At 68.0% G+C, this 25,948-nt stretch carries 21 protein-coding genes; all 21 read left to right on the forward strand.

Annotated elements, in window-relative coordinates:
• Positions 1–78 precede the first annotated feature (78 nt).
• The 21 genes from ASE67_RS15905 to ASE67_RS16010 all read left to right on the forward strand — a co-directional run bounded on the left by ASE67_RS15905 (position 79) and on the right by ASE67_RS16010 (position 25,641).
• Positions 79–1,149 carry an ABC transporter substrate-binding protein gene (locus ASE67_RS15905; RefSeq protein WP_055763580.1) on the forward strand — a complete coding sequence of 357 codons (1,071 nt, stop codon included), beginning with the start codon at positions 79–81 and terminating at the stop codon, positions 1,147–1,149.
• Entirely contained in the window at positions 1,149–2,639 is a 1,491-nt protein-coding gene (locus ASE67_RS15910) for an OprO/OprP family phosphate-selective porin (RefSeq protein WP_055763582.1), read from the forward strand. Before ASE67_RS15905 ends, ASE67_RS15910 begins: the two co-directional genes overlap by 1 nt.
• A 22-nt stretch (positions 2,640–2,661) precedes the next feature.
• Positions 2,662–3,963, forward strand: a complete 1,302-nt coding sequence (locus tag ASE67_RS15915) for a CitMHS family transporter (RefSeq protein WP_055763584.1) — start codon at positions 2,662–2,664, stop codon at positions 3,961–3,963.
• Positions 3,964–3,967: 4 nt separating this feature from the next.
• Positions 3,968–4,612 carry a YjbE family putative metal transport protein gene (locus ASE67_RS15920; protein ID WP_055763587.1) on the forward strand — a complete coding sequence of 215 codons (645 nt, stop codon included), beginning with the start codon at positions 3,968–3,970 and terminating at the stop codon, positions 4,610–4,612.
• 16 nt (positions 4,613–4,628) lie between these two features.
• Positions 4,629–5,288 carry an alpha/beta fold hydrolase gene (locus tag ASE67_RS15925; protein ID WP_055763590.1) on the forward strand — a complete coding sequence of 220 codons (660 nt, stop codon included), beginning with the start codon at positions 4,629–4,631 and terminating at the stop codon, positions 5,286–5,288.
• A gap of 68 nt (positions 5,289–5,356) precedes the next feature.
• Positions 5,357–6,208, forward strand: a complete 852-nt coding sequence (gene asd / locus ASE67_RS15930; protein ID WP_055763592.1) for an archaetidylserine decarboxylase — start codon at positions 5,357–5,359, stop codon at positions 6,206–6,208.
• A gap of 234 nt (positions 6,209–6,442) precedes the next feature.
• On the forward strand, positions 6,443–9,445 hold the full coding sequence (locus tag ASE67_RS15935) for a TonB-dependent receptor (protein ID WP_055763594.1): 3,003 nt from the start codon (positions 6,443–6,445) through the stop codon (positions 9,443–9,445).
• A 63-nt stretch (positions 9,446–9,508) separates the two neighbouring features.
• The gene (locus ASE67_RS15940; protein ID WP_055763596.1) at positions 9,509–11,044 is read left to right on the forward strand and encodes a tryptophan halogenase family protein; all 1,536 of its coding nucleotides are present in this window, start codon (positions 9,509–9,511) and stop codon (positions 11,042–11,044) included.
• Positions 11,037–11,744, forward strand: coding sequence for a SapC family protein (locus tag ASE67_RS15945; RefSeq protein WP_055763597.1), 708 nt, complete (start codon positions 11,037–11,039; stop codon positions 11,742–11,744). Before ASE67_RS15940 ends, ASE67_RS15945 begins: the two co-directional genes overlap by 8 nt.
• Positions 11,737–12,744, forward strand: a complete 1,008-nt coding sequence (locus ASE67_RS15950) for a cupin-like domain-containing protein (protein ID WP_055763600.1) — start codon at positions 11,737–11,739, stop codon at positions 12,742–12,744. The genes ASE67_RS15945 and ASE67_RS15950 overlap by 8 nt, the downstream gene beginning before the upstream one ends.
• Positions 12,741–14,222 carry a tryptophan halogenase family protein gene (locus ASE67_RS15955; RefSeq protein WP_055763602.1) on the forward strand — a complete coding sequence of 494 codons (1,482 nt, stop codon included), beginning with the start codon at positions 12,741–12,743 and terminating at the stop codon, positions 14,220–14,222. Before ASE67_RS15950 ends, ASE67_RS15955 begins: the two co-directional genes overlap by 4 nt.
• The gene (locus ASE67_RS15960) at positions 14,222–15,283 is read left to right on the forward strand and encodes a LacI family DNA-binding transcriptional regulator (protein ID WP_055763604.1); all 1,062 of its coding nucleotides are present in this window, start codon (positions 14,222–14,224) and stop codon (positions 15,281–15,283) included. The genes ASE67_RS15955 and ASE67_RS15960 overlap by 1 nt, the downstream gene beginning before the upstream one ends.
• A 61-nt stretch (positions 15,284–15,344) precedes the next feature.
• Positions 15,345–15,674, forward strand: coding sequence for a hypothetical protein (locus ASE67_RS15965; RefSeq protein ID WP_055763606.1), 330 nt, complete (start codon positions 15,345–15,347; stop codon positions 15,672–15,674).
• Between the two features lie 55 nt (positions 15,675–15,729).
• Positions 15,730–17,001, forward strand: coding sequence for a TolC family protein (locus ASE67_RS15970; protein ID WP_055763608.1), 1,272 nt, complete (start codon positions 15,730–15,732; stop codon positions 16,999–17,001).
• The gene (locus ASE67_RS15975; RefSeq protein ID WP_055763611.1) at positions 17,001–18,146 is read left to right on the forward strand and encodes an efflux RND transporter periplasmic adaptor subunit; all 1,146 of its coding nucleotides are present in this window, start codon (positions 17,001–17,003) and stop codon (positions 18,144–18,146) included. Before ASE67_RS15970 ends, ASE67_RS15975 begins: the two co-directional genes overlap by 1 nt.
• Positions 18,147–18,149: 3 nt before the next feature.
• Positions 18,150–21,362, forward strand: coding sequence for an efflux RND transporter permease subunit (locus tag ASE67_RS15980; RefSeq protein ID WP_055763613.1), 3,213 nt, complete (start codon positions 18,150–18,152; stop codon positions 21,360–21,362).
• Positions 21,363–21,498: 136 nt separating this feature from the next.
• Positions 21,499–22,890 (forward strand): coniferyl aldehyde dehydrogenase, encoded by a 1,392-nt coding sequence (locus tag ASE67_RS15985; protein WP_055763615.1) that lies wholly within the window; start codon positions 21,499–21,501, stop codon positions 22,888–22,890.
• A 57-nt stretch (positions 22,891–22,947) separates the two neighbouring features.
• Positions 22,948–23,262 (forward strand): ArsR/SmtB family transcription factor, encoded by a 315-nt coding sequence (locus ASE67_RS15990; protein ID WP_055763617.1) that lies wholly within the window; start codon positions 22,948–22,950, stop codon positions 23,260–23,262.
• 5 nt (positions 23,263–23,267) lie between these two features.
• Positions 23,268–23,822 (forward strand): rhodanese family protein, encoded by a 555-nt coding sequence (locus ASE67_RS15995; protein ID WP_055763694.1) that lies wholly within the window; start codon positions 23,268–23,270, stop codon positions 23,820–23,822.
• Positions 23,823–23,921: 99 nt separating this feature from the next.
• The gene (locus ASE67_RS17855; RefSeq protein ID WP_082457191.1) at positions 23,922–25,052 is read left to right on the forward strand and encodes a serine hydrolase domain-containing protein; all 1,131 of its coding nucleotides are present in this window, start codon (positions 23,922–23,924) and stop codon (positions 25,050–25,052) included.
• 43 nt (positions 25,053–25,095) lie between these two features.
• Positions 25,096–25,641, forward strand: coding sequence for a cytochrome b (locus ASE67_RS16010; protein WP_055763619.1), 546 nt, complete (start codon positions 25,096–25,098; stop codon positions 25,639–25,641).
• Positions 25,642–25,948: the final 307 nt, after the last annotated feature.

Genomic DNA, 25,948 nt, shown 5'->3' on the forward strand with positions numbered 1-25,948 from the left:
AAGGCGGGTGACAGGTTCGGTTCGTACGACATGCTGCAAGCTTACCCGAACCCAGATGCGGGAAGCGAGAGGACCTGGATGAAAGCTCTTACGATCCTGTTGGCGATCCTGTTCGGATATGCGGTGCCGGCCACGGCGCAGCGGCCGGCGGGCTATCCGCGATCCTATGACGCACTGGTCGATGCCGCGCGGGCGGAACGCGGCGTGCGCGTCTATGGCAATGCCGATGCCGCGGCGATGGCGCCGCTGATCGCGCTGTTTCAGCGCACCTATCCCGGTGTCCGCGTCCGCTACGAAGACCTCGAGTCGCGCGAAATCTATCGCCGGGTCGTCATGGAAGCGCGCAGCGGCCGGCCGGGCGCCGATCTGGTCTGGTCGTCGGGCATGGATTTGCAGGCGAAGCTCATCAACGATGGCTATGCCCAGGCGTATCAAAGCCCCGAAAAACCGGCGCTGCCGTCGAACGCGGTGTGGAAGAACATGGGGTATGGCGTCACCGCCGAGCCGGTCGCGTTCGTCTATAATCGCCGGCTGATCCCCGCCGGGCGCGTGCCGCGCACGCACGAGGCGTTCGAGGCGCTGCTGCGCGCGGGGCGCGTGCCGCTGACCGGCAAGGTCGCGACCTATGATCCGGCGCGATCCAATGTCGGCTATCTGTATCTGACCGAGGATTATGCGATCACCCGCGATACCCGGTCGCTGGTGCAGGCGATGGCGGCGATGCGGCCGTGGTTGTCGGCGACGACCGAGCCGATGCTGGCGGCGGTGGCCGACGGGCGGATCGCCATCGCGTATAATGTCGTCGGCCCCTATGCGCTGGCCGCGGCGAAGCGCGATCCCCGGATGGGGGTGGTGTTCCCGCGCGACTATACCCTGATCGCCTCGCGCGTCGCGTTCATCGCCCGCGATGCGCAGCGGCCGGCGGCGGCCAAGCTGTTCCTCGATTTCCTGCTGTCGCGCGACGGGCAGACGCTGCTGGCGAAGCAATGGCTGCTGCCGGTGCGCAGCGATATCCGCGCGCCGCGCCTGTCCACCGAACAGCAGCGCCCGATCCGGGTCGGCCCCGGCCTGCTCGTCAATCTCGATACGATCAAGCGTCGGCGATTCCTCGCCGAATGGCGCGCGATCCTGACCCAAGGAACCAAGTGATGACGTTGTTTCGTAGCGGTTGCGCGATCGCGGCGCTGATCTGTGCCACCCCGGCATTGGCGCAGACGCCGAGCCAGGAAGAACTGGCCGCGCTGGTGAAGGCGCAGGCCGCGGAGATCGCGGCGCTGCGCACCCGGCTCGACCGGCTGGAGGGCGCGCAGGTCGCCGCTGCCCAGCCGGCACCGGCCCCGGCGACCGCACCGGTTGCGGTGGCACAGGCCCCGGTCCCGGTTCCGTCGCAGACCGGCCGCAATGTCACCAGCCCGTTCGCGCCGCAGCTGGTGCCGCCCGGCCCGGCCGAGCGCGACGTGGCGCAGGCGCGACAGGCCAATGCGGCGGGCGTCACCACCGAATGGGGCGCGGGGCTGCCGGTGTTCCACTCGGCGGACGGCATCTACACGTTCAAGCCGCGCGGGCGCATCCTGACCGATGTCAGCTCGACCTTCGGATCGGACTATACCGGCCGCAACATCACCACGACGGGGATGCGTGCGCTGCGCCTCGGCCTCGAAGGCGGGGTGGGGACGCATTTCTTCTACCAGTTCGAAACCGATTTTTCGGAGAACGAGGTCGACATCGTCACCGCGTTCATCGGCTGGCGCAACCGGATCGCACCCGGCCTCGATTACGATGTGCGCGCCGGCCACCTGTTCAACGATCGCGGGTTCGAAGGGTCGACGGGTTCGGACTCGACGCCGTTCATGGAACGCACCGTCGTGTCGACCGCGATCATCCCGCAGCGCGGCTTCTACGGCGTCGGCATCATGCCGCGCCTGTTCTGGAAGACGGGTCACGCGTCGCTGACCGTCACCGGCGACCGGATCGACGGCAACCAGTCGGGCAATGACAGCCGCACCGCGCTCGCCCGCGTCCACTGGAACCCGATCAAGACCGGCAACAGCGTCCTGCACCTGGGCGCATGGGGCTTTGACGAGGGGCTGGCGGCGGGTGCCACGACGCTCACCCGCAACACGGTGATCGGCGGGCGCTTCAACGGGGCGCTGCGCGTGTCGTCGGGGACGCTGACCGGCGGCACCGGCACCACCGGATACGGCCTCGAACTCGGCGGCTATGTCGGCCCGGTGTGGCTGATGGGCGAGGCAGGGCAGCGGCATGCGCGCCTCGACGCCGGCCGCCCCGATTTCGTCAGCAAGGCGTGGAGCCTGTCGGGGGGCTGGTTCATCACCGGCGACCTGCCGCCCTATAACCCGCGCTTGGGCAGTTTTGGCCAGCCCAAGGTGCTGCGCCCGATCTTCGAAGGCGGACCCGGCGCGATCGAGCTGACCGCACGCTACGAAAATCTCGACTACACCGACCTGCTGACCGGCGGGCAGGGGTGGGCGGCGACGATCGGCGCCAACTGGTATCTCAACAGCTTCACCCGCTTCCAGGCCAATCTGGTGCACTGGAACACCGACAATCGCGCCGGTGCCTATGTCGGGCCCGATGACGGCCAGACCGTCATGACCCGTATCGCCGTCACCTTCTGATCCTTCAGGGAGCATTACGCCCATGAACCTCGCGCTGCTCGGCTTCCTGATGGTGGCCACCTTCATGACGCTCATCATGACCAAGCGGATGACCCCGCTGGTCGCGCTGATTACCGTCCCCACCGCCTTTGCCCTGTTCGCCGGTTTCGCCGGTGGTTTGGGCGACATGATGATCGACGGGATCAAGAACCTTGCGCCGACCGGCGTGATGCTGCTGTTCGCGATCCTGTTCTTTTCGATCATGACCGATACCGGTCTGTTCGACCCGCTGGTCAACCGGCTGTTGAAGGTCGTGCATGGCGACCCGCTGCTGATCCTGGTCGGTACGGTCGTGCTGTGCGCGATCGTCAGTTTGGATGGCGATGGGTCGACGACCTACATCATCACCATCGCCGCGCTGCTGCCGCTCTACAAACGCTATGACATGAACCGGCTGTACCTGTGCTGCCTGCTGATGAGCACCAGCGGGGTCATGAACCTGACGCCGTGGGGCGGGCCGACCGCGCGGGCCGCCAGCGCGCTGAAGCTCGATCCGGCCACGCTGTTCCTGCCGCTGATTCCCGGCATGATCGCCGGTCTCGCCTTCCTGATCGGCCTTGCCATCTGGTTCGGGCGCAAGGAACGCCGCCGCATCGGGCACGTCAAGGCTAACGAGCCGACTGCCTTCACCGGCATGGCCGTGTCGCAGTTTCCCGAAGCCCGCCGCTATCACCTGCGCTGGTTCAACGGCGCGCTGACCGTCGCGCTGATCGCCGGGCTGGTGCTGGGCGTGCTGCCGCTGTCGGTGCTGATGATGCTGGCGTTCGCGATCGCGATGATCGTCAACTATCCGCAGGTCGCCGAACAGAAGGAGCGGATCGCCGCGCATGCCGGCAACGTCCTGTCGGTCGTGTCGCTGATCTTTGCCGCCGGCATCTTCACCGGCATCCTGTCGGGCACCGGCATGGTCGAGGCGATGAGCAAGGAAGTCGTCGGCTTCATCCCGCCCGCTCTCGGGCCGTACATGGCGCCGATCACCGCGCTGCTAAGCCTGCCGTTCACCTTCTTCATCTCGAACGACGCCTTCTATTTCGGGATGCTCCCGATCCTTGCCGAAGCCGGTTCGCACTACGGCGTCGAGCCGATCGCGATTGCCCGCGCGTCGCTGATGGGGCAGCCGGTCCACTTGCTCAGCCCGCTGGTGCCGTCGACCTATCTGCTCGTCAGCCTCGCCGGTATCGACCTCGCCGATCATCAGCGTTTCACGCTGATCCCGGCGACGGTGGTCTGCGTGGTGATGACGGTCGTCGGTATGGTCGTGCTCGCCTTTCCGTTCGTCAGCTGACGCCATGTCCGACCTCTGGAACCAGATCGTCAGCGATTTCGCCAATATCGGCAGTCCGTCCGCCCTTGCGGCATTCGGACAGGTCGTGCTGATCGACGTGATGCTGGCCGCCGACAATGCGATCGTCGTCGGGGCACTGGCCGCCGGGTTGCCGGCGGACATGCGGCGCAAGGTGATCTTGATCGGCGTCGGCGCGGCGCTGCTGCTGCGCGTCGCCTTTGCGCTGCTGGTCACGCAGCTGTTGCAGGTGACCGGCCTGGTCTTTGCCGGCGGGCTGCTGCTGGTATGGGTCGCGTGGAAGATGTGGCGCGAGTTGCGTGCGGGCGGGGGTGAGGATGCGGTGGTGCAGGCCGCGCCGCGCAGCTTCGCCAGTGCCGCCTGGGCCGTTGCCATCGCCGATGTGTCGATGAGCCTCGACAATGTGCTGGCGGTGGCGGGCGCGGCGCGGGACCATCCCGGCATCCTCGCGGTCGGGCTGATCCTGTCGGTCGCGCTGATGGGGATCGCCGCCAACGTGCTGGCGCGCGTGATCGAACGCTATCGCTGGGTCGCCTATGTCGGCCTTGCCGTCATCCTCTATGTCGCGTGCCGGATGATCGTCGAGGGGCTGACCGACCCGGCGCGCGGGCTGCTGACGTTATTCGCCTGACCTTGCAGGAGCTTCCATGATCCATCCTTCGATACCGCTCGTCCTGCTGCCCGCCATGGGCTGTGACGGTCAGCTCTGGGCACGGCAGGTCGTCGACCTGGGCGATGTGACGCATCCCGAACTCGGCGATCTTTCCGTCGACGACAGCCTGTCGGCGATGGCGGCGCGGGTGCTGGCCCATGCCCCGCCGCGCTTCGCGGTCGCAGGCGTCAGCCTGGGCGGCTATGTCGCGCTGGAGATGATCCGCCAGGCGCCCGAGCGGGTGCAGCGGGTCGCGCTGTTCGGGACGCGCGCCTCGATGGAAATGCGGGCGCGGACGGTCGGCGAACAGGGGCTGCTTGCCACGGCACCCCATGCCGACCCGATGCTGACGCCGATCATCAGCGGCCCCGTGCAGGCGATGGCCGAGCGGGTGGGGGCGGAGGTGTTCGAACGGCAGCAGCGCGCGCTGCTTGCCCGGCCCGACCTCGACGCCGCCATTGCCGCGGTGCGGGTGCCGACGCTGGTCGCGGTCGGGGACCGTGACCGTATCTGCCGGGTCGCGGATGCGCAGGCGCTGGCCGATCGCATTTTCGGTGCGCGCTTCCACGTCATCCGCAATTGCGGGCATCTGTCGCCGATGGAGCGGTCGGGCGAGGTCACGATGCTGCTGCGCGACTGGCTGGGCGAGGGCTGAGCGCAAAGGATCGACGCGGCCGATAAAGCCCGTACAAGGGCTGTCCCCGATCGCTGCCCGAGAAGTCGATGTCCGATACCCTGAAGGTACTGCTGCAACATGTCCTGCCCAAGCAGCGGCTGACCGTCCTTGCCGGGCGCATCGCCGGTGCGCGGGGCGGGGCGATGACTACGCGGCTGATCCGCTGGTTCGTCGGCAAATATGGTGTCGACATGGGGGAGGCGGCGAACCCGGACATCGCCAGCTATGCGACGTTCAACGACTTCTTCACCCGCCCGCTGAAACCCGGTGCCCGCCCGATCGCGGCGGCGGATTTCGTCTGCCCGGTCGACGGGGCGATCAGCCAGCTGGGGCCGATCGACGATCATCACATGGTGCAGGCGAAAGGGCATCGCTTCACCACCACCGATCTGGTCGGCGGCGATGCGGAACTGGCCGGGCGGTTCCAGCATGGCAGCTTCGCCAACCTGTACCTGTCGCCAAAGGATTATCACCGGCTGCACATGCCCTGCGACGGGCGGCTGCGGCGGATGATCCATGTGCCGGGTGCGCTGTTCTCGGTAAACCCGGTCACCGCGCGCGGCGTGCCGAACCTGTTCGCCCGCAACGAGAGGGTGGTGTGCGTGTTCGAGTCCGCCGAACATGGCCTGTTCGTCATGGTGCTGGTCGGCGCGACGATCGTCGGCAGCATCGCGACCCCGTGGCACGGCGTCGTCAATGCCAAGCGTACGGGCAAGCTGTCCGACTGGCGCTATACCGACCGCGATATCACGCTGGCGAAGGGCGAGGAGATGGGGCGCTTCCTGCTCGGGTCGACCGTCGTGATGCTGTTCGAAAGCGACCGGATCGCGTTTGCGCCCGACTGGGTACCCGAGCGGACCGTGCGGCTGGGCGAGCCGATGGGCGATCGTCCACGCTGAGGGTGGCCGGGACAGCGCCAGGCCTTCACTGAACCGATATGTTCCGACCGATCGCGGTCCGTCGGGGTGCGTCCGTAGCCTGACAACGCAATCAACGTGTCCATCCTGCATCACCCCATGAGAATGTTCACATAAAGCATTACGGCCAGCTTGACTTGGCTGGGTGCCTATTCAAGTGAACGTTCCCAATAAGCGCACAAATTGGAATGCGCGGGCTTTTAGGGGAGGAATGACATGCGTGGCACCGCCACTCGCACCGTTTCGCGTTGGATGATCGGCGCATCTGCCGGCGCACTGGTCGCCGTATCGGCGCCCGCCTTCGCACAGGATGCCACCGCAGTGCCGGTCGCGGCGGACGCGCAGGACACGCCCGCCCAAGCCGAAGGCGACGAGATCCTCGTCACCGGCATCCGCGCCAGCCTTCGCGACGCGCTGAACATCAAGCGCAATGCGCAGGGCGTGGTCGACGCGATCAGCGCCGAGGATATCGGCAAGTTCCCCGACACCAACCTCGCCGAATCGCTCCAGCGCATCACCGGCGTGTCGATCGACCGCGCCAATGGCGAAGGCTCGACCGTCACCGTGCGCGGCTTCGGTCCCGAATATAACCTGGTCGTGCTGAACGGCCGCCAGCTGCCGACCTCGACGCTGGGCGACGGCGCCAGCGCGCCGGCGTCGCGTTCGTACGACTTCGCCAACATCGCATCCGAAGGGATCGCCGGGGTCGAGGTCTACAAGACTGGCCGCGCCGCCGTGCCGTCGGGCGGCATCGGCTCGACGATCAACATCAAGACGCCGCGCCCGCTCGACCGTCCCGGCATCCGCGGATCGGTCGCGGCCAAGGGCATGGTCGACACGTCGCAGAACGGCAAGGATCAGATCACGCCGGAACTGTCGGGCGTGTTCAGCAGCACCTTCGGCAGCGAGGACCAGTTCGGCTTCCTGGTGTCGGGCAGCTATCAGAAGCGCAACGCCAGCGTGAATACCGGGTCGGTCGGCTTCGGCAATGCGTTCCTCGGCACCGAAAACGACTGGGGAACGCTGGGTGCCGAAGGGCCGAACGTCATCAACCGTCCGGGTCCGACCGACGTGTACGAAGTGCCGCAGAGTGCGGCCTACAACCTGACCGACATCCGCCGCGAGCGGATCAACGGGCAGGTCGTGCTGCAGTACCGTCCGGTCGAATCGCTGACCGCCACGGTCGACTTCACCTATTCGCGCAACAAGGTGGAGGCGCGCGACAGCAGCGTCGGCATCTGGTTCAACTTCGGCGACACGACCAGCGAGTGGACCGATGGCCCCGCCGCCGGCCCGGTGTTCTACACCGAGCGCTTCGGGCCGGGTAAGGACCTGTCGTACAGCGGCTCGCTGACCGCCAATGTCAGCGAGAACAAGTCGCTGGGCGGCAACCTGAAATGGGAGGCGCCGGGCGGCGTCACCGTGACGCTCGACGCGCATCATTCGACCGCGGAATCGAAGCCGACGAACAAGTTCGGCTCCAGCACCTCGGTCGGCTCGGCGATCTTCGGCGTCGCGTCGCAGACGGTGGACTTCACCAAGGACCTGCCGGTCATCTCCTACGTGATGCGTCCGGGGATCGATGCGCTGAATCCGGCGAACATCAACGCGACTGGCAATTCGTTCCGCAACGCGTATTTCCGCGACGAGATCAATCAGGTGCAGCTGAGCGGTCATTACGACCATGACGGCGACTTCCTCGATTCGATCGATTTCGGCTTCTCGTACGTCAACAACAAGGTCCGCTCGGCCTACGGCTTCGTGCAGAACGATACCTGGGGCGGCGTCGGCACGCCGGCGGACCTGCCCGACGACCTGTTCACCCGCGTCTCGCTGCCCGACAAGTTCCGGGGCGTCGACGGGGCGAAGGACGGGATCATCCCGGCCTATTACAAATTCGATTTCGAACGGATGGTCGGCCTGCTCGACCAGAAGTTCGGCATCTGCGGGGGCGATGGCAACTGCCTCGCCCCGTTCGAGGCCGATCGCCGCATTACCGAAAAGACGATTTCGCCGTTCATCCAGGTCAACAACGCGTTCGACCTGCTCGGCCGTCGTGCGCACCTGATCGCAGGCGTGCGCTATGACCAGACGACGGTCAGCTCGGCCTCGCTGACCCCGATCCCGGTCGGCACGGCATGGGTCGCGCAGGGCGAGTTCAACATCGTCTATTCAAACCAGAGCAACTTCCTGACCAACAAGGGCAGCTACGACAACTGGTTGCCGGCGGTCGATTTCGACATCGAGGTGCTGAACAACGTCAAGCTCCGCGGATCGTACAGCCACACCATCACCCGCGCGGACTATAGCAGCCTGCAGGGTGGCCTTACGCTCAACCGCCAGTTCGGCATCGCCGGCGGCGGCGGGTTGCAGGGTAATCCGAACCTAGTGCCGTTCCTGTCGAAGAACATCGATGTGTCGGCCGAGTGGTATTACGCCCCGACCAGCTATGTCTCGGCCGGCTATTTCCGCAAGAAGGTGAGCAACTTCATCAACTCGCAGGAAGTGCAGCGTTCGGCGTTCGACCTGCGCGATCCGGCCGATGGCCCGCGTTTCCGTGCGGCGCAGGCGGCACTGGGCGGTACCACCGATACGGGCCGCATCCGCGACTATATCCTGCGCAACTTCACGCAGGGCGTGGAGGTTGCGCGCAATGCGGCGGGGCAGCCGATCCTTGACGTGAACGGCTATTATACCGGGCGCATCCTAGGGCTGGCCGAAGACGGGCTGGTCGACTTCCGCGTCGGCACGCCGTTCAATTCGGACCAGACGGCGACGCTGGACGGGTTCGAATTCGCGATCCAGCACAGCTTCTGGGACACCGGCTTCGGCACGATCCTGAACTATACGATCGTTCGCGGCGACGCGAAGTTCAACAACGCGCTCGACCCCAATGTCGGCCAGTTCGCGCTGGCTGGTCTCAGCGACAGTGCGAACGCGGTACTGTTCTACGACAAGGCCGGGTTGCAGGGGCGTGTCGCGTATAACTGGCGCGACAAGTTCTACGCCGGGGGCAACCCCAACCCGCTGTACGTCGAAGCGTATGGCCAGATCGATGCGAGCGTCAGCTACGAGTTCCGCAAGGGGCTGACCCTGTTCGCCGAAGCGATCAACCTGACCGGCGAAGGGCGTCGCGGGCATCGCCGCAACGAAAACTTCGTGACGTTCGCGCAGCCGGGCTTCGCGCGCTATACCGGCGGCGTGCGCTTCAGCTTCTGACGCCACGAAGCGTTACCGGGCGGCCGTGTGCCGCCCGGTAACCGGAGACGGGACCAGTATAGCGTGACGCAGCGGGTAAGACGGATCGTGGTCGTCGGCGGGGGCACCGCCGGGTGGCTGGCGGCATGCCGCATCGCGGCGGCGGCCGACCGGCAGGCCGATGCGCCACTGTCGGTCACGCTGGTCGAATCCCCCGACGTCGCCACGATCGGCGTGGGCGAGGGGACGTGGCCGACGATGCGCGGCACGCTGGCGCGGATCGGCATCGACGAAGCGACCTTCCTGCGCGCCGCCGGTGCGTCGTTCAAACAGGGGTCGCGCTTTGACGGGTGGCGCACCGGCGCGCCCGATGACTTTTATTACCACCCCTTTACCGCCCCTGCCGATTTGCCCGCCGCCGACCTGCTGCGGGGATGGAGCGAGGGGCGTTTCGCTGAAGCGGTCTGTGCCCAGCCGCTGGTCTGTGCTGACGACCTCGCCCCGCGCCAGCCGGCGATGCCGCCCTATGCCGGGGCGCTCAACTATGGCTATCACCTCGACGCGGGCAAGTTCGCGGCGCTGTTGCGCGATACCGCCTGCAACCGGCTGGGCGTGACCCATGTCCGCGATCATGTGACGGCGGTCGAGGCGGGCGAGGGTGGCGATATCGCCGCCGTCGTCACGCGGCAATCGGGGCGGATTGCGGGCGACCTGTTCCTCGACTGCACCGGCCATGCCGCGCTGCTGATCGGTGGCCATTACGGGATCGGGACGATCGATCGCACGCCGATCCTGTTCAACGACCGCGCGTTGGCGGTGCAGGTGCCGGTCGCGCCCGACAGCCCGATCGCATCGCAGACCAACGCCACCGCGCACGACGCCGGCTGGCTCTGGGACATCGGCCTGCCCAGCCGGCGCGGGGTCGGTTGCGTTTATGCGTCCGATCACCTCAGCGACGATGCGGCGGCGGCGACCCTGCGTGGCTATTTGTCGCGCACCGCGCCGGGCGTCGATCCCGACCACCTGTCGTTTCGCCAGCTGCGCTTCCGCTCGGCGCATCGCGAGCGGTTCTGGCAGGGGAATTGCGTGGCGATCGGCTTGTCGGCCGGTTTCCTCGAACCGCTTGAAGCGTCGGCGATCGTGTTGATCGAGCTGTCGATCGATGCGCTGCTCGACCGCTTCCCGGCGGAGCGGGGGGCAATGGCGCAGCATGCGGGGCGGTTCAATGCGCTGTTCCGCTATCGCTGGGACCGGATCGTCGATTTCCTGAAGCTGCATTATGTGCTGAGCGAGCGCGACACGCCGTACTGGCGGGCGCACCGCGACCCGGCGAGCTGGACCGGCTCGTTGCAGGACCAGCTGGACCTGTGGCGGACCCAACCGCCGTCGCCCGCCGACTTCGCCCATGCGGACGAGGTGTTTCCGGCGGCCAGCCACCAATATGTGCTGTACGGCATGGGGTTCGCTCCGCCGCCCGCCGGTCCGCTGCGTGCCGCGCCAGGTGCCGAAGCTGCGCTGCATCAGGTGCGGCAACGCGCCCGGACGCTCGCCGCCAGCCTGCCGACCAACCGCGCCTATCTGCGCGCGCTCACCCCTCCTGCCGGGATTGCCCATGTCTGACCATCAACTGCTGAACGTCGCCGCACATCGCGAGCTGAGGGTTCGCCGCGAACGCTCGGTCGCACTGGGCGACGGGGTGATGACCGCGCTGATCGTGCCCGACGAGTTCCGGCAGGTGCAGGGCAGCTACCCGATTCTGTTCCGCCAGAACCGCGAACGCGACGGCTTCGTGGCGCTGGCGCTGTTCGGGTTCGACGCGGGCGAAAACCTGTTCCTCGCCGATGGCCGTTGGGACGCACCCTATCTGCCGCTGTCGATCGATATCCAGCCATTCCTGATCGGCGGCGCGCCGGGTGCCGACACGACGCCCAAGGCGGTGATCGACATGGCCAGCCCGCGCATCGCCACCGACGATGGCGTGCGGATCTTCGACCGGGAGGGGCGGCCGTCGCCCTATCTGGACGTGATCCTCGAACGGCTGGGGGCGCTGGACGCGGGCTATCGCGGGTCGGCGGCGTTCATGGACGCGCTCGACCGCTACGGCCTGCTCGAACCCTTCACGCTGGAGGTGACGCTGGACAATGGGGCAACCAACCGGCTGGTCGGGTTCCATACGATTGCCGAGGAGCGGATCGCCGAGCTGGACGCCGCGACGCTGGGGCGGCTGAACGCCGACGGGCATCTGCTGCCGATCTATATGGCGATCGCGTCGCTGGCGAACCTGCCCGCGCTGATCGCGCGCAAGAACCGGCATGGCTGACCTGCCCCCCATCGCCGAGGTCGAGGCGGCCGATGCCGCCACGCTCGACCGGTTGCTGCGCGAGGCGACTGCGCCGTTCGTGGTGCGCGGGCTGGTGTCCGACTGGCCGCTTGTCCAGGCGGCGCGGGCATCGTCGCAGGCGGCGCGCGATTACCTGGTGCAGCATCACCGTGACATCCCCTTCACCGTGTCGGTCGGCCAGCCCGGCAGTGGCGGGCGGCTGTTCTACGACGATGCGATGGCGATGAACTTTGCCACCGTCCGCGCGAAACTGCCCGATATTTTGGGGGAAATGGCGCGGGTGGAACAGGCCGACGATCCCCGGCCGATCTACCTCGCCTCGATCGACATGCGTGGGTTCTTCGACGGGCTGGACGAGGCGAACCGCGTCGACCTTGGCAGCCGCGAGCCGCTGGCCAGCATCTGGATCGGCACGCGCACCCGTATCGCCGCGCATAACGACCTGCCCGCGAACCTCGCCTGCGTGGCGGCGGGGCGGCGGCGGTTTACGTTGTTCCCGCCCGATCAGTTCGCCAACCTGCATCTGGGGCCGCTCGACAATACGCCAGCGGGACGGGCGGTGTCGATGGTCGATTTCAGCGCGCCGGACCTTGCGCGCCATCCGCGCTTTGCCGAGGCATTGGCCCATGCGCAGGTTGCTGAACTTGGCCCTGGTGACGCGATCCACATACCCTCCCTATGGTGGCATCACGTCGAGGGGCTGGAGGCGTTCAACATCCTGGTCAACTATTGGTGGCGCGATCAGCCGCGCTGGCTGGGCCAGCCGCAGGACGCGTTGCATCATGCGATCCTTGCCATTCGTGACCTGCCCGATGACCAGAAGGCGCATTGGCGCGCGGTGTTCGACCATTATGTCTTTACCAACGACGACGCGGTGACCGCGCATATTCCGGAGGGTGGGCGCGGCGTGCTCGATCCGCTGACCGCCGAGAGCGCCGGGCGGCTGCGCAACTTCCTGCTGCGGCAGTTGGCGAAATGAGCGTCACCCGCGTCGTCGTCGCCGGCGGCGGCACCGCCGGCTGGATGGCCGCCGCCGCCATCGCCCGGACGATGGGCCATATGGTCGAGGTGACGTTGGTCGAATCCGAAGCGATCGGCACGGTCGGGGTGGGGGAATCGACCATCCCGCCGCTGGTCACCTACAACCGGCTGCTCGGCATCAACGAGGCCGAGTTCATGGCCGCCACCGCCGCGACCTTCAAGCTCGGCATCCTGTTCGATGGCTGGCACACCCCCGACAGCCGCTATTTCCATTCGTTCGGCACGACCGGGCGCGATCACTGGGCGGCGGGGTTTCAGCATTACTGGCTGAACGGGCGCACGCGCGGGCATGAGCAGCCCTATGACGACTATTGCACCGAACTGGTCGCGGCGTTGCAGGGCAGGTTCGCGCATCTGCCGAACGATGCGACCAACTATGCCTATCAGCTCGATTCGGGTCGCTATGCCCAGTTCCTGCGGACCATGGCGGAGCGCGACGGCACGCAGCGGATCGAGGGACGCATCGCCCGTGTCGAGCTGGATGCCGAGACCGGCGACATCGCCGCGCTGCTGCTGGACGGGGATCGCCGGGTGGAGGGTGACCTGTTCCTCGATTGCACCGGCTTTCGCGCGCTGCTGATCGAGGGGGCGTTGCACGCCGGCTATGACGATTGGACCCACTGGCTGCCGTGCGACGCGGCGATCGCGGTGCAGACCGAAAGCGTCGGGCCGCCGCTGCCCTATACTCGCGCGATGGCGCATGATGCCGGGTGGCAATGGCGCATCCCGCTCCAGCACCGGGTCGGCAACGGCATCGTCTATTGCAGCCGCTATCTGGAGCGCGACGCCGCGCTCGACCGGCTGCTCGGCAATGTCGAGGGGGGCGTCAGGACCGAACCCAATTTCCTGCGCTTCACGACGGGGGCAAGGCGGCGGCAATGGCATCGCAACTGCGTCGCCATCGGCCTGTCGGGCGGGTTCATGGAGCCGCTGGAATCGACCAGTATCCACCTGATCCAGCGCGCCGTGCTCCGCCTGATCCGGCTGTTCCCGCAAGGGGGCGTGAAGCCCGCCGACGTGGCCGAGTTCAACGACCAGCAATTGCAGGATATGGAGCAGATCCGCGACTTCCTGATTTTGCACTACAAGGTCACCGACCGTCGCGATTCCTCGTTCTGGCGGCAATGTGCCGCGATGGACGTGCCGGAGAGCCTGCAACAGAAAATCGACTTGTTCCGCCAGAGCGGACGGGTATTCCGCCGCAACGAGGAATTGTTCGGCGAGAATAGCTGGGTGCAGGTGATGATGGGGCAGGGGATCGTACCGGAGGGGCATCACCCGATCGCGGGGAAGCTCAGCGACGGTGAACTCGACCGGTTGCTGTCGATGATCCGGCGGCAGGTCGCCGATACCGTCGCGACGATGCCGCCGCATGGCGATTATGTCGCGCGCTACTGCCCGGCGGATCGCCCCTGATGCCGCGTCGGCGTCAGGCGGTGACGATCAAGCATGTCGCGGCCGATGCGGGCGTGTCGTTGCAGACGGTTAGCCGGGTCATCAACAACGAACCTAATGTCCGGCCGGAAATGGCGGAGCGGGTGCGCGGGTCGATCAGTCGGCTGGGTTATGTCCCACTGATCGCGGCGCAGCGCATGGGCGGGTCGAAATCGCGCCTGATCCTGGCGCTCAACGACCGCGATCGCACCATCGCCGGCTGGCAGAGCCGCGAGGGCACCGACTGGGTGGATCAGATGCTGCTGGGGGGCATGCTGACCTGCGGCCGCCATGGCTATCGCCTGATCCTCGAACTGGTCGACACGCATAGCGACCATATTGAACGCGAATTGCTGGGCGCGATCGGTGCGCTCCGGCCCGATGGCGTGATCCTGACCCCGCCGCATTCGCAGGACCCGGTGATCCTCGACCTGCTGGAGCGGCAGGGGATCAGCATCGCGCGGATCGGGTCGCTGACGCCGGGGCCGGGGTTCTCGCTGGTCATGGGCGATGAGGATGCCGCGCGGATGGCGACCGCGCATCTGATCGCGCTGGGCCATCGCCGTATCGGCTTCATCGCCGGGGCGAGCGATTATGAACTGAGCGGCTGGCGCGTCACCGGCTGGCGCGGGGCGATGGCGGAGGCGGGCCTTGCCGACGACCTGCTGGCACCGGGCAATTTCGACTATGCGTCGGGCCGGGATGCCGCCGACACCCTGCTGGCGGCCGGCGATCCGCCGAGCGCGATCATCGCCAGTAGCGACCAGATGGCGATCGCCACGCTCGACCGCGCGCGCGAACTGGGGCTGGCGGTGCCGGACGACCTGTCGATCGTCAGCTTCGACGACACGCCGATCGTTCGTTTCGCGACGCCGCCGATCACCGCGGTGACCCAGCCGATCGCCGCCGTCGCCGCGCTGGCGGTCGAACGGATCATCGCCGAACAGGCGCAGGGCGAGCATCCCGTCGCGCCGCAGTCGGTCGCTGCCGAGCTAACGATCCGCGCCTCCACCGCCCCGCCGCCGCATTCCCGGCATCGCTGACATCGCCGACGCGCGATCTTGGGGGTTACAGGGCGGGGGGCGGCTGCTATCGGTACGGACGATGCGCGCGCTGATGCCTTTCCTCGCCTGTCTGATGCTGGTCCTCGCCGGCTGGTCGGCGATGGCGCACGCGGCCGAGCCGACCGGTGGCCGTGCCGCCGGTATCGAACTGTCGCTGCATCAGCCGGGCGATGGCGACGAAGTACCGGGCGATGGCGACAACGCGCTGCCGCATCATCACAATGGCTGCCACGCCCACGACCTTGGCACCCCCGCCATGGCCGTCGCCGTGCAGGCGCACGCCCCCGACCTGTCCACCGGCCATCGCTGGGATGCGACCCGGCTGGCAGGATTGCACGACAGCGTATTGCCGCGACCGCCACGCGCCTGACCTGTTTCGCCGCCGGCTGATGCCGGTTCGCTGAACCCAGTCAGGAAGTTTCGGAATGAAAGATTTGCTTGCGGCCATGCTGGTCGCGGCGTCCTGTGCCGGTGTGGCGCAGGCGCAGACCGGCGCGCCACCCGCGCCGGCCGGCGGGATGCTGACCCTCGAACAGGCGGTGGCGGCGGCCGGCGGGGCCGCGCCGGCGCTGCAGGCGGCCGATGCGGCGGTCGAAGCCGCCCGCGCCGGACGGGAGGTCGCCGGGCTGCGTCCCAATCCGGTCGTGCAGGGACAGGTGGAGAATATCGCCGGGTCCGGCGCGTTTCGCGGATTGCGCAGCGCGGAGACGACGGTCGGCGTGATGGTCCCGATCGAGCTGGGCGGCAAGCGCAGCGCACGGGTCGCCGTCGCGACGGCGCAATTGTCGCGCGCCGAACTGCAAGCGGCGATCGCGGCCGCCGACGTCCGGGCGCAGGTGAGCGAACTGTATGTCGAGGCGGTCGCTGCCGACCGGCGGCTGGCGACGGCGCGCGACCAGCTGGGCATCGCCGAAGCCGCGCTGCGTGCTGCGTCGATCCGGGTACAGGCCGGGCGCGCATCGCCACTCGAACAGCAGCGGGCCGATGTCGCGCGGATCACGGCCGCGGCGCAGGTCGAACGAACCGCCCGGCTGGCCGACACGGTGCGCGGCAATCTCGCGCGGCGGATTGGGCGGGCGATCGACATTGCCCTTGACCCGGCCCTGCTCGACCGCGTGCCGGCACCGGCAGCCGGGCCGGTGGTGCCGGTCCAGGCAAACGGCACGCTCGCGCTTGCCGCCGCCGATGCCGACCTGGCCGTCGCCGACGCGGGCGTCCGGCTGGCGCGCGCGAACCGCGTGCCGGACCTCGACATGGGCCCGGCGGTTCGGCGGCTGGAGGCGACGAACGACATGGCCGCCGTCTTCAGCCTGTCGGTGCCGATCCCGGTGTTCAACACCGGGCGCGCGGCGATCGGACAGGCCGCGGCCGAGCGGACCCGCGCCGAAGCGGTGCGCCGGATGACCGCGCTCGACGTCGAACAGGCGATCGCCGATGCGCGGGCGGAGGTGGCGAATGCCGCGACGCTGGCACGTGCGGCATCGGGACCGGCGCTGTCCGCCGCGCAGGAAGCGGCGCGGATCGCCCGCATCGGGTACCGCGAGGGGAAGTTCGGCCAGCTCGACCTGCTCGATGCCGAGCGGACGCTGGCCGATACGCGGCTGGCGGCGATCGATGCGCTCGCCAGCTATCATATTGCACGCGCACGGCTGGAGCGGCTGACCGCCCCCGTGCCCATCACCGGGACCAATTTCTGATGCGCTCCTTCTCTCTTGCGGGCGCCGTGGCGCTCGCGGCCATGCTGACCGGTTGCGGCGACAGCGGCGAACCGGCTGCCCAACCCCCGGCCAACGACCAGCATGCCGAAGCCGGCCATGCCGACGACGGTGCCGTCACGCTGTCGGCGGATCAGATCGCAGCGGCGGGCATCCAGATCGGTCGCCCGATCGTCGGCGGTGCCGCAACGGTCGACCTGCCCGCCACGATCGAGGGCGATCCACAGGCGACGCAGGTCGTCTCCGCCGCGATTTCGGGCCGGATCGTCGCGCTCAACCGCAACCTCGGCGAAGCGGTCGCGCGGGGCCAGACGCTGGCCATCCTCGAAAGCCGGGAGGCCGCGCAGCTGAAGGGCGATGTCGCAGCCGCCAGGGCGCGGTTGCAACTGGCCCAGGCGACGCTCGCGCGCGAACAGCGGCTGTTCGCCCAGCGCGTTTCGCCCGAACAGGACCTGATCGCCGCGCGCACCGCCGCGACCGAAGCCCGCATCGCACTGACGCAGGCGCAAAGCCAGGTGTCGGCGGCGGGCGGCGGCGGCGGTGCGCTGAACCGCCTTGCCATCGTCGCGCCGCTGTCGGGACGGGTCATCGCGCGGCCGGTGACGCTGGGCCAGACGGTCGCGGCGGATACGGAGCTGTACCGGGTGGCCGATCTGGGGCGGGTGTCGTTGTCGCTGAACCTGCGCCCCGAGGATGCGGGGCGGGTGCGGCCGGGCAATGTCGTGGCGGTCACCGCCGCCGGCCGGCGTTCGACGGCACGGATCGGCTTCGTCTCGCCCGCGCTCGACCCGCAGACCCGGCTGGTCCCCGTCATCGCCACGCTCGACAATCGGGCGGGCACGTGGCGCGTCGGCGAAGCGGTGATGGCGGCGGTCCAGCTGTCGGGCGGCGATGGCGACGGCAAGGTGCGCGTGCCGACCACGGCGGTCCAGACCATCGACGGGCGCGACATCGTGTTCGTGCGGACGGCGGGCGGGTTCCGCGCGACGCCGGTGACGCTCGGCGATGCGGCGGGCGACACCATCGTCCTCAAATCCGGCCTGACCGGCACCGAACGCATCGCCACCACCGGCAGCTTCACCCTGAAGGCGGAGCTCGGCAAGGGCGAAGCGGAGCATGAGGACTGAGCCATGATCGCACCCATCGTCACCTGGGCGGTCGAGAAGCGCTGGCTCGTCCTGCTCCTCACCGCCATCGCCGCCGTCATCGGTGCCTGGTCGCTCTATCGCCTGCCGATCGACGCCGTTCCCGACATCACCAATAACCAGGTGCAGATCAACGTCCGCGCGCCCGCGCTGTCGCCCGAACTGGTCGAAAAGCAGGTCAGCTTCCCGATCGAAACCGCGCTCGCCGGAATACCCGGCCTCGACCATACCCGTTCGCTCAGCCGCAACGGCTTTGCGCAGGTGACGGCGGTCTTTTCCGATGCGACTGACATCTATTTCGCGCGGGCGCAGGTCGGTGAACGATTGCAGGGCGTGGCGGAGGCGCTGCCCGGCGGGGTCACGCCGGAAATGGGGCCGATCTCGACCGGCCTGGGCGAGGTGTACATGTACACCGTCCGCCTGCAGCACCGCGCCGACGACCGTCACCGTCCAGGCGAGCCGGGGCAGCAGCCCGATGGCAGCTACATCACCCCCGAAGGCGAACGGCTGACCAGCGAGGAGGACAAGGCGACCTATCTGCGCACCGCGCAGGACTGGATCGTCACCCCGCTGCTCAAGACCGTGCCGGGCGTCGCCGGGATCGATTCGATCGGTGGCTATACCAAGCAATATCTGGTGGTGCCCGACGTGCAGCGGCTGGCGGCGCTGGGCCTCACGCTCAACGACCTTGCGACTGCGCTCGAACGCAGCAACTCCAGCGTCGGCGGCGGCTTCGTCAGCCGTAACGGCGAGGGGCTGGCCGTGCGGTCGGACGCGCTGATCCGCAACGCCAGCGAACTGGCGCAGAGCGTGGTGGCGACGCGCGAAGGCGTGCCGATCACGCTGGATCAGGTCGCGACCGTGCGCGCGGGGCAGGCGGTGCGCATGGGATCGGCGTCGGAAAACGGGACCGAGGTCGTGGTCGGCACCGCCGTCATGCGGATCGGCGAAAACAGCCGCACGGTCGCGACCGCCGTCGCCGACCGGTTGCAGGCGATCAACGCATCACTGCCGCCCGACGTGGTGGTGCAGCCGGTGCTCGACCGCACCGCGCTGGTCAACGCGACCATCGCGACGGTCGCCCGTAATTTGAGCGAGGGCGCGCTGCTGGTCGTCGTCGTGCTGTTCCTGCTGCTCGGCAATTTCCGGGCGGCGCTGATCGCGGCGCTGGTCATCCCGGTCACCATGATGCTGACCGGCTTTGGCATGTTGCGCCTCGGCGTGTCGGCCAACCTGATGAGCCTGGGCGCGCTGGATTTCGGGCTGATCGTCGACGGGGCGGTCATCATCGTCGAGAACGCGCTGCGCCGGCTGGCCGAGCGGCAGCATCAAGCGGGGCGGCTGCTGTCCGTGCCCGAGCGGATGGAGACGGTCGCGGCGGCAGCGCGGGAGATGATCCGCCCGTCGGTCTATGGACAGGCGATCATCGTCCTCGTCTATATCCCGCTGCTCACGCTGACCGGGGTCGAGGGCAAGACGTTCGTGCCGATGGCGCTGACCGTCATCATCGCGCTCGCTTTCGCCTTCGTCCTGTCGATCACCTTCGTTCCCGCGATGATCGCGTGCCTGCTGACGAAGCGGGTAGAGGAACAGGATGGCCGGATCGTTGCTTGGCTGAAGCGGCGCTACGAACCTGGCCTCGCGCGGGCGATGCGCCGCCCGACGATCACCATCGGCGCAGGCGTCGCCAGCCTGCTGGTCGGCGCACTGGCATTCTCGACGCTGGGACAGGTGTTCCTGCCGCAGCTCGACGAAGGCGACCTGCTGATCCAGGCGCTGCGCATCCCCGCGACGTCGGTGCAGCAGAGCCAGGCGATGCAGGTGCCGATCGAGCGGCTGATGGCGAAGCAGCCCGAGGTGCGCTTCGTCTTTTCCAAGACCGGCACCGCCGAACTGGCGTCCGATCCGATGCCGCCCAATGCCACCGACATGTTCGTCATCCTGAAGCCGCGCGACCAGTGGCCCGACCCCGGTCTGACGAAGGACGCGCTGGTCGAACGGCTGGAGACGCAGCTCGCCCATATCCCCGGCAACGCCTATGAAATCACGCAGCCGATCCAGATGCGCTTCAACGAACTGATCGCGGGCGTGCGCGGCGATATCGCGGTCAAGGTGTTCGGCGACGATTTCGCCACCATGAACCGCACCGCCGACCAGATCGCCGGGGTGCTGCGCCGGACGGCGGGCGCGGTCGACGTGAAGGTCGAACAGACCGCTGGCCTGCCGATGCTGGATATCCGGGTGAACCGCGATGCGATGGCGCGGCTGGGCGTCACCGCGCAGGATGTGCAGGACACGGTGACCGCCACGATCGGCGGGCGTACGGCCGGCATGATCTTCGAAGGCGACCGGCGCTTCCCGGTCGTCATCCGCCTGTCCGACACCGACCGCGCCGATCTGAACCGGCTGGCGCAGGTGCAGGTAGCGGTGGCGGGCGGGGCGTTCGTGCCGCTGGCCAGCGTCGCGACCTTGCGCATCGTCGATGGCCCCAACCAGATCAGCCGCGAAAACGGCAAGCGGCGCGTCGTCGTGCAGGCCAATGTGCGCGGGCGCGATGTCGGATCGGTCGTGGCGGATGCGCAGGCGACGATCGCGAACGAGGTCCGCCTGCCGGCCGGCAGCTATCTGCAGTGGGGCGGCCAGTTCGAAAACCTCGCCTCCGCCAGCGAACGGTTGAAGCTCGTCGTGCCGGCCTGCTTCGTCCTCATCCTGCTGCTGCTCTATGGTGCACTCGGCAACCTGCGCGATGCGGCGATCGTGTTTACCGGCGTGCCGTTCGCGCTGGTCGGCGGCATCCTGCTGCTGTTCGCGCGGGGGATGGACTTCTCGATATCGGCGGCGGTCGGGTTCGTCGCGCTGTCGGGGATCGCGGTGCTCAACGGCCTGGTGATGCTCAGCTCGATCCAGGACCTGCTGCGCACCGGCATGTCGCGGGCCGATGCCGCGCGGATCGGCGCGATGCAGCGGTTGCGGCCGGTCGCGATGACCGCGCTGGTCGCCAGCCTGGGGTTCGTGCCGATGGCGCTCGGCCACGGCGCGGGGGCGGAGGTGCAGAAGCCGCTGGCCACCGTCGTTATCGGTGGCCTCGTCTCGGCAACGCTCCTTACCCTGTTCGTACTACCGACGCTCTACGCCCGCTTTGGCCGGACAAGGGCGCAGGACGAGGGGGAGGGTGCCGGGGCGGCGGTCGTGGCGTGATCCCCCACGAAGGGGGCGCTTCGCAGCGGCGCGCAGGTTGCGCGGATCGTTAGCGGGAACGCTCGCGTTATCCTTGCCACCAATCGGGCCGGCACGTCATCCCCGACGCGCCGGCCAAGCCCCGTGAGGAGACGCCATGACGGACCTGAACGCACGCCTGGCCGCGCAGCGCGCCGCGTTCGCGGTCGAACCGTGGCCGGTCCTCGCGGAACGGCGGTCGCGGCTCGACCGGCTCGATGCGCTGACCCGCGAGCATGAGGATGCGATCGTCGCGGCGATCGACCAGGATTTCGGCGGTCGTTCGGCGCATGAAACCCGCCTGGCCGAACTGTTCGTGGTGTCCGGCGCGATCCGTCATGCCCGGTCGTACCTCAAACGCTGGACCCGGACACGCGCCGTCCCGACCGCGCTGCAATTCCGCCCGGCCTATAACCGGCTGATGCCGCAGCCGCTGGGCGTGGTCGGCATCGTCTCACCGTGGAATTATCCGTTCCAGCTTGCGCTCGGCCCCTGCGTCGCCGCGCTGGCGGCGGGCAACCGGGTGATGCTGAAGCCGTCCGAACTGACCCCGCATTTCTCCGCGCTGCTCGAACGGCTGGTCGCGCGCTATTTCGATGCCACCGAGGTAGACGTGGTGACGGGCGGGGCGGAGGTCGGACGCGCGTTCCCCGCGCTGCCGTTCGATCACCTGTTCTTCACCGGCTCCACCACCATCGGGCGCGAGGTGGCGAAGGCCGCTGCCGCCAATCTGACGCCGGTCACGCTCGAACTGGGCGGCAAGTCGCCCGCGATCATCGACGATAGCGCCGACATTGCGCAGGCGGCGGGGCGGATCGCGTTCGCCAAGCTGCTGAACGCCGGGCAGACCTGTGTCGCGCCCGATTATCTGCTGGTGCCACGCGGGCGGGGGCGGGAAGTCGCGAACGCGATCGTCGCGGCGGTGCGGCGGCTTTATCCCGCCATGCCGGAAACGCCCGACTATAGCGCGATCATCTCCCCCCGGCACCGCGGTCGCCTTGCCGCGATGGTCGAGGATGCGCGTGCCCATGGCGCGGAGGTCGTGACCATCGGCGAAGGGGCGGAGGCAGGGGCGAAGTTCCCACCGACCCTGCTGCTGGGCGCGACGCGCGCCATGCAGGCGATGCAGGAAGAGATTTTCGGTCCCGTCCTGCCGATCGTCGAATATGACGGCATCGATGCCGCCATCGCCCATGTCACGGCAGGGGATCGTCCGCTGGCGCTCTACTGGTTCGGCAGCGACGCCGCGCGGCGCGACCGCATCCTGCGCGAAACCCATGCCGGCGGCGTCACGATCAACGATTGCCTGTGGCATCTGGTGCAGGAGGAACAGCCCTTTGGCGGGGTCGGCGCCAGCGGGATCGGCGCCTATCACGGCGAATGGGGGTTCCGCACCTTCAGCCATCTGAAGCCGGTCTTCCATCAATCGCGCATCGCCGGCACCGCGCTGTTCCGGCCGCCCTATGGCACGGGGTTCGAACGGCTGCTGGGACTGCTGCGTCGCATGTGACGCCTTGCTTATATATTAGAACATTCTACATAAGGCACACCTTGAGGAGTGTGCATCATGCTCAGGCCGCTGATCGACATGGCGACGTTCGAGAAAAAGGCCGGCGCGGTCGCCGATACGCTGAAGGCGATCGGCAACGGCCGGCGGCTGATGCTGTTGTGCAAGCTGGTCGAACATGGCGAGCTGACGGTCGGTGACCTCGCTCGCGATGTCGGCCTGTCGCAATCCGCCTGCTCGCAACATCTCGCCCGGATGCGGGACGAGGGCCTCATCGTCTTTCGGCGAGAGAGCCAGACGCTGTGGTACCGGATCGCCGATCCGCGCGTCGAGACGCTGCTCGCCACCCTCTACCAGCTTTATTGCAAGGATTGATGCCCGTGACCGCGACGCCGCTCTCCCCCGCCGATGCCCGCCTCGCGATTGATCGCGGTGCCCGCCTGATAGACATTCGCGGTACCGACGAACATGCCCGCGAGCGTATTCCCGGTGCGATCAGCCTGCCGCTCTATCGCATCGCTGACCTGCCGCGCGACGGTCTACCGGTCGTCTTTCACTGCCGCACGGGGATGCGCACGAGCGCCCATGCCGCGCAATTGGTCAGCGCGGCGAGCGGCGCCCCGGCGTTCCTGCTCGACGGCGGCATCAATGGCTGGCGGCGTGCCGGGCTGCCGACCATCGCCGACCGTTCGCAGCCGCTGGAGATCATGCGGCAGGTGCAGATCACCGCCGGTGCGCTGGTGCTGTCGGGCGTCCTTCTCGGCCTGTTCGTCGCGCCCGGTTTCTTCGCGCTGTCGGCGTTCGTCGGGTCTGGGCTGATGTTCGCTGGCGTAACGGGCTGGTGCGGCATGGCCCGGCTGTTGCAGGTCATGCCGTGGAACCGGCGCGCGGTGGCCGCATCGACAGCGCCACGATCCGGCTTCGATCTTCGTTAGAACCGCCGCTTGTCGTCGCGGATTGCGATGGCGCTCCTGGCTGGCCTGTTCGCGCCGAACCTGTATGTCATCAACCAAGTCGCTGACAGGAGTTGATGAATGGATCTGGTGTCCCGGCGGACGATGCTCGCTGCCCCGTGCCTCGGGACGCTCGCCATCGCCGCGGCGGCAGGGGCGAAGACCGCGACGACGCCCGGCACCTTTGCCGACCTGCCGGCCTGGATGGACCTCGCGTCCGTTCCGGGCGTGAGCTGGGCCATGCTGGACGGCGCTGGCGCGATCGCCTCCGGTGCGGTGGGTTATGCAAAGGCGGGGTCGGCGCGGGCAACACCCGATACCCTGTTCGAAGCGGCATCGCTGTCCAAGGTCGTTCTGGCAGTCGCGATCCTCGACATGGTGGGGGAGGGGCTGATCGACCTCGATCGACCCGTCGCGGAGCATGTCGCGTTCACCACCGATGCCGCGACGCGGGCGATAACGCCGCGCCACCTGCTCTCCCATGCCAGCGGCCTGCCCAACTGGCGCGACGAAGCGGGCGAGCCGTTGATCAGCGCGTTCGCGCCCGGAACACGGTTCCGCTATTCCGGAGAGGGTTTCGTGCTGCTCGGCCGGTTGGTCGAGGCCGTGTCGGGCCAGACCGCCGCGCAGCAGGTCGAGGCGCGCGTCCTGCGACCCGCGGGCATGGCCCGGAGCACCTATGGCTGGGCACGGGGTGCCACGCCGCCGGTTGCCTGGGCGCATGACGGCGGTGGCGGTGTCCTCACCGACCAGGGGCCTGCGGCCTATGCGATACGGCGCGATGCCGGCCCGGCAAAGCCGGTCGACCATTGGACGCTGGCTGAGCGGGAGAAGGCGGCCGCCGCGCTCGGCAAGCCGGCGATGCCCGTGTTCATGACGCCCAACTTGGCCGCCGGGCTGTGGACCACCGCCGGCGACTATGCGCGGTTCCTGGCGTTCGCGAAGCGCTATCCGGCGCTGTCGACCAAGGCCGTTCGCGTGCAGGGACCGCTCGACTGGGGCCTGGGCTGGGGATTGGAAAGCGGCGGCGGGCGGCGTTTCGCCTGGCACTGGGGCGCGAACGACGGGGTGGCGAACCTGTTCGTCAAGGACTTGGCATCGGGTGTGGCGGTCGTGATCCTCACCAACGGCGATGCCGGGCGCCGGGTGTATGAGCGTGCCGCGCGCGCCGTTTTCGCACGCGAATTCGATGCCTTCAGCTGGCTGAAATGACCGCCGCCGATCGCACAGATATCCGACCCGAGGGAATGCCGTGATGACCCGCCCCGACCGCTACTCCCTGCCGATGCGTCTGCTCCACTGGACGCGTGCCGCCCTGATCCTGGGGCTGATCGCGCTGGGCTGGACGATGACGTCGCTGTCCGACGACGTGGCTGCCAAGTTCACCTGGCTGTATCCCGTGCACAAGGAATTCGGTGTCCTCGCCTTCCTGATCGGCGGCATTGCGCTGATCGTGCGCCGTCGATCGACCGTACCGCCGCATCCGGCCGGGCTGGCGCGGTGGGAAAATCGCCTGTCCGGCATCGTCCAATATGCGATGCTGACGCTGGTCATCGTCGTGCCGCTGATGGGCTATGCCATGTCCAGCTCGTTCACGCAGAGCGACGGCGTCCCGTTCTTCGGCCTCGAACTGCCCGAACTGCTGCCCAAGAACGATCACGCCTTCGCGCTGTTCGCACAGGCGCACGCGGTGCTGGCCTATACGCTGCTGGCACTGGTGACGCTGCACGTCGCGGGCGTCGTCAAACACCGCTTTCTCGATCACGGCCGTGACACGGATGTGCTGCCGCGGATGCTCTGACGACGCAGGCGGCTGTCGATACCGAACCGGCAGCCGAAGAAACCGCTATACGGGCGCACGGCGGTATCGTCCGACCGCCACGCCTCGATGATCCGTCCCAACGAGTAAGTCGTCGTCCAGGCACGCGTCGCGCCAGCCGCTGCTAGACGATTTTACAAGGTGTTGATCGCCGCCATCTACCGTCAAACTCCGCGACATGTCGCTGGAGTGGTGATGACGTGCTCCCCATTTTCAGGCCGTTGATAAGTTAGCTTCGGTGTCCTCATGCCCGTGGCTGGGGCGGTTCGTGAACTCGGCGGGCGCCATG

The sequence above is a fragment of the Sphingomonas sp. Leaf23 genome (genome assembly GCF_001421585.1).
In the GTDB taxonomy this organism is placed as follows: domain Bacteria; phylum Pseudomonadota; class Alphaproteobacteria; order Sphingomonadales; family Sphingomonadaceae; genus Sphingomonas.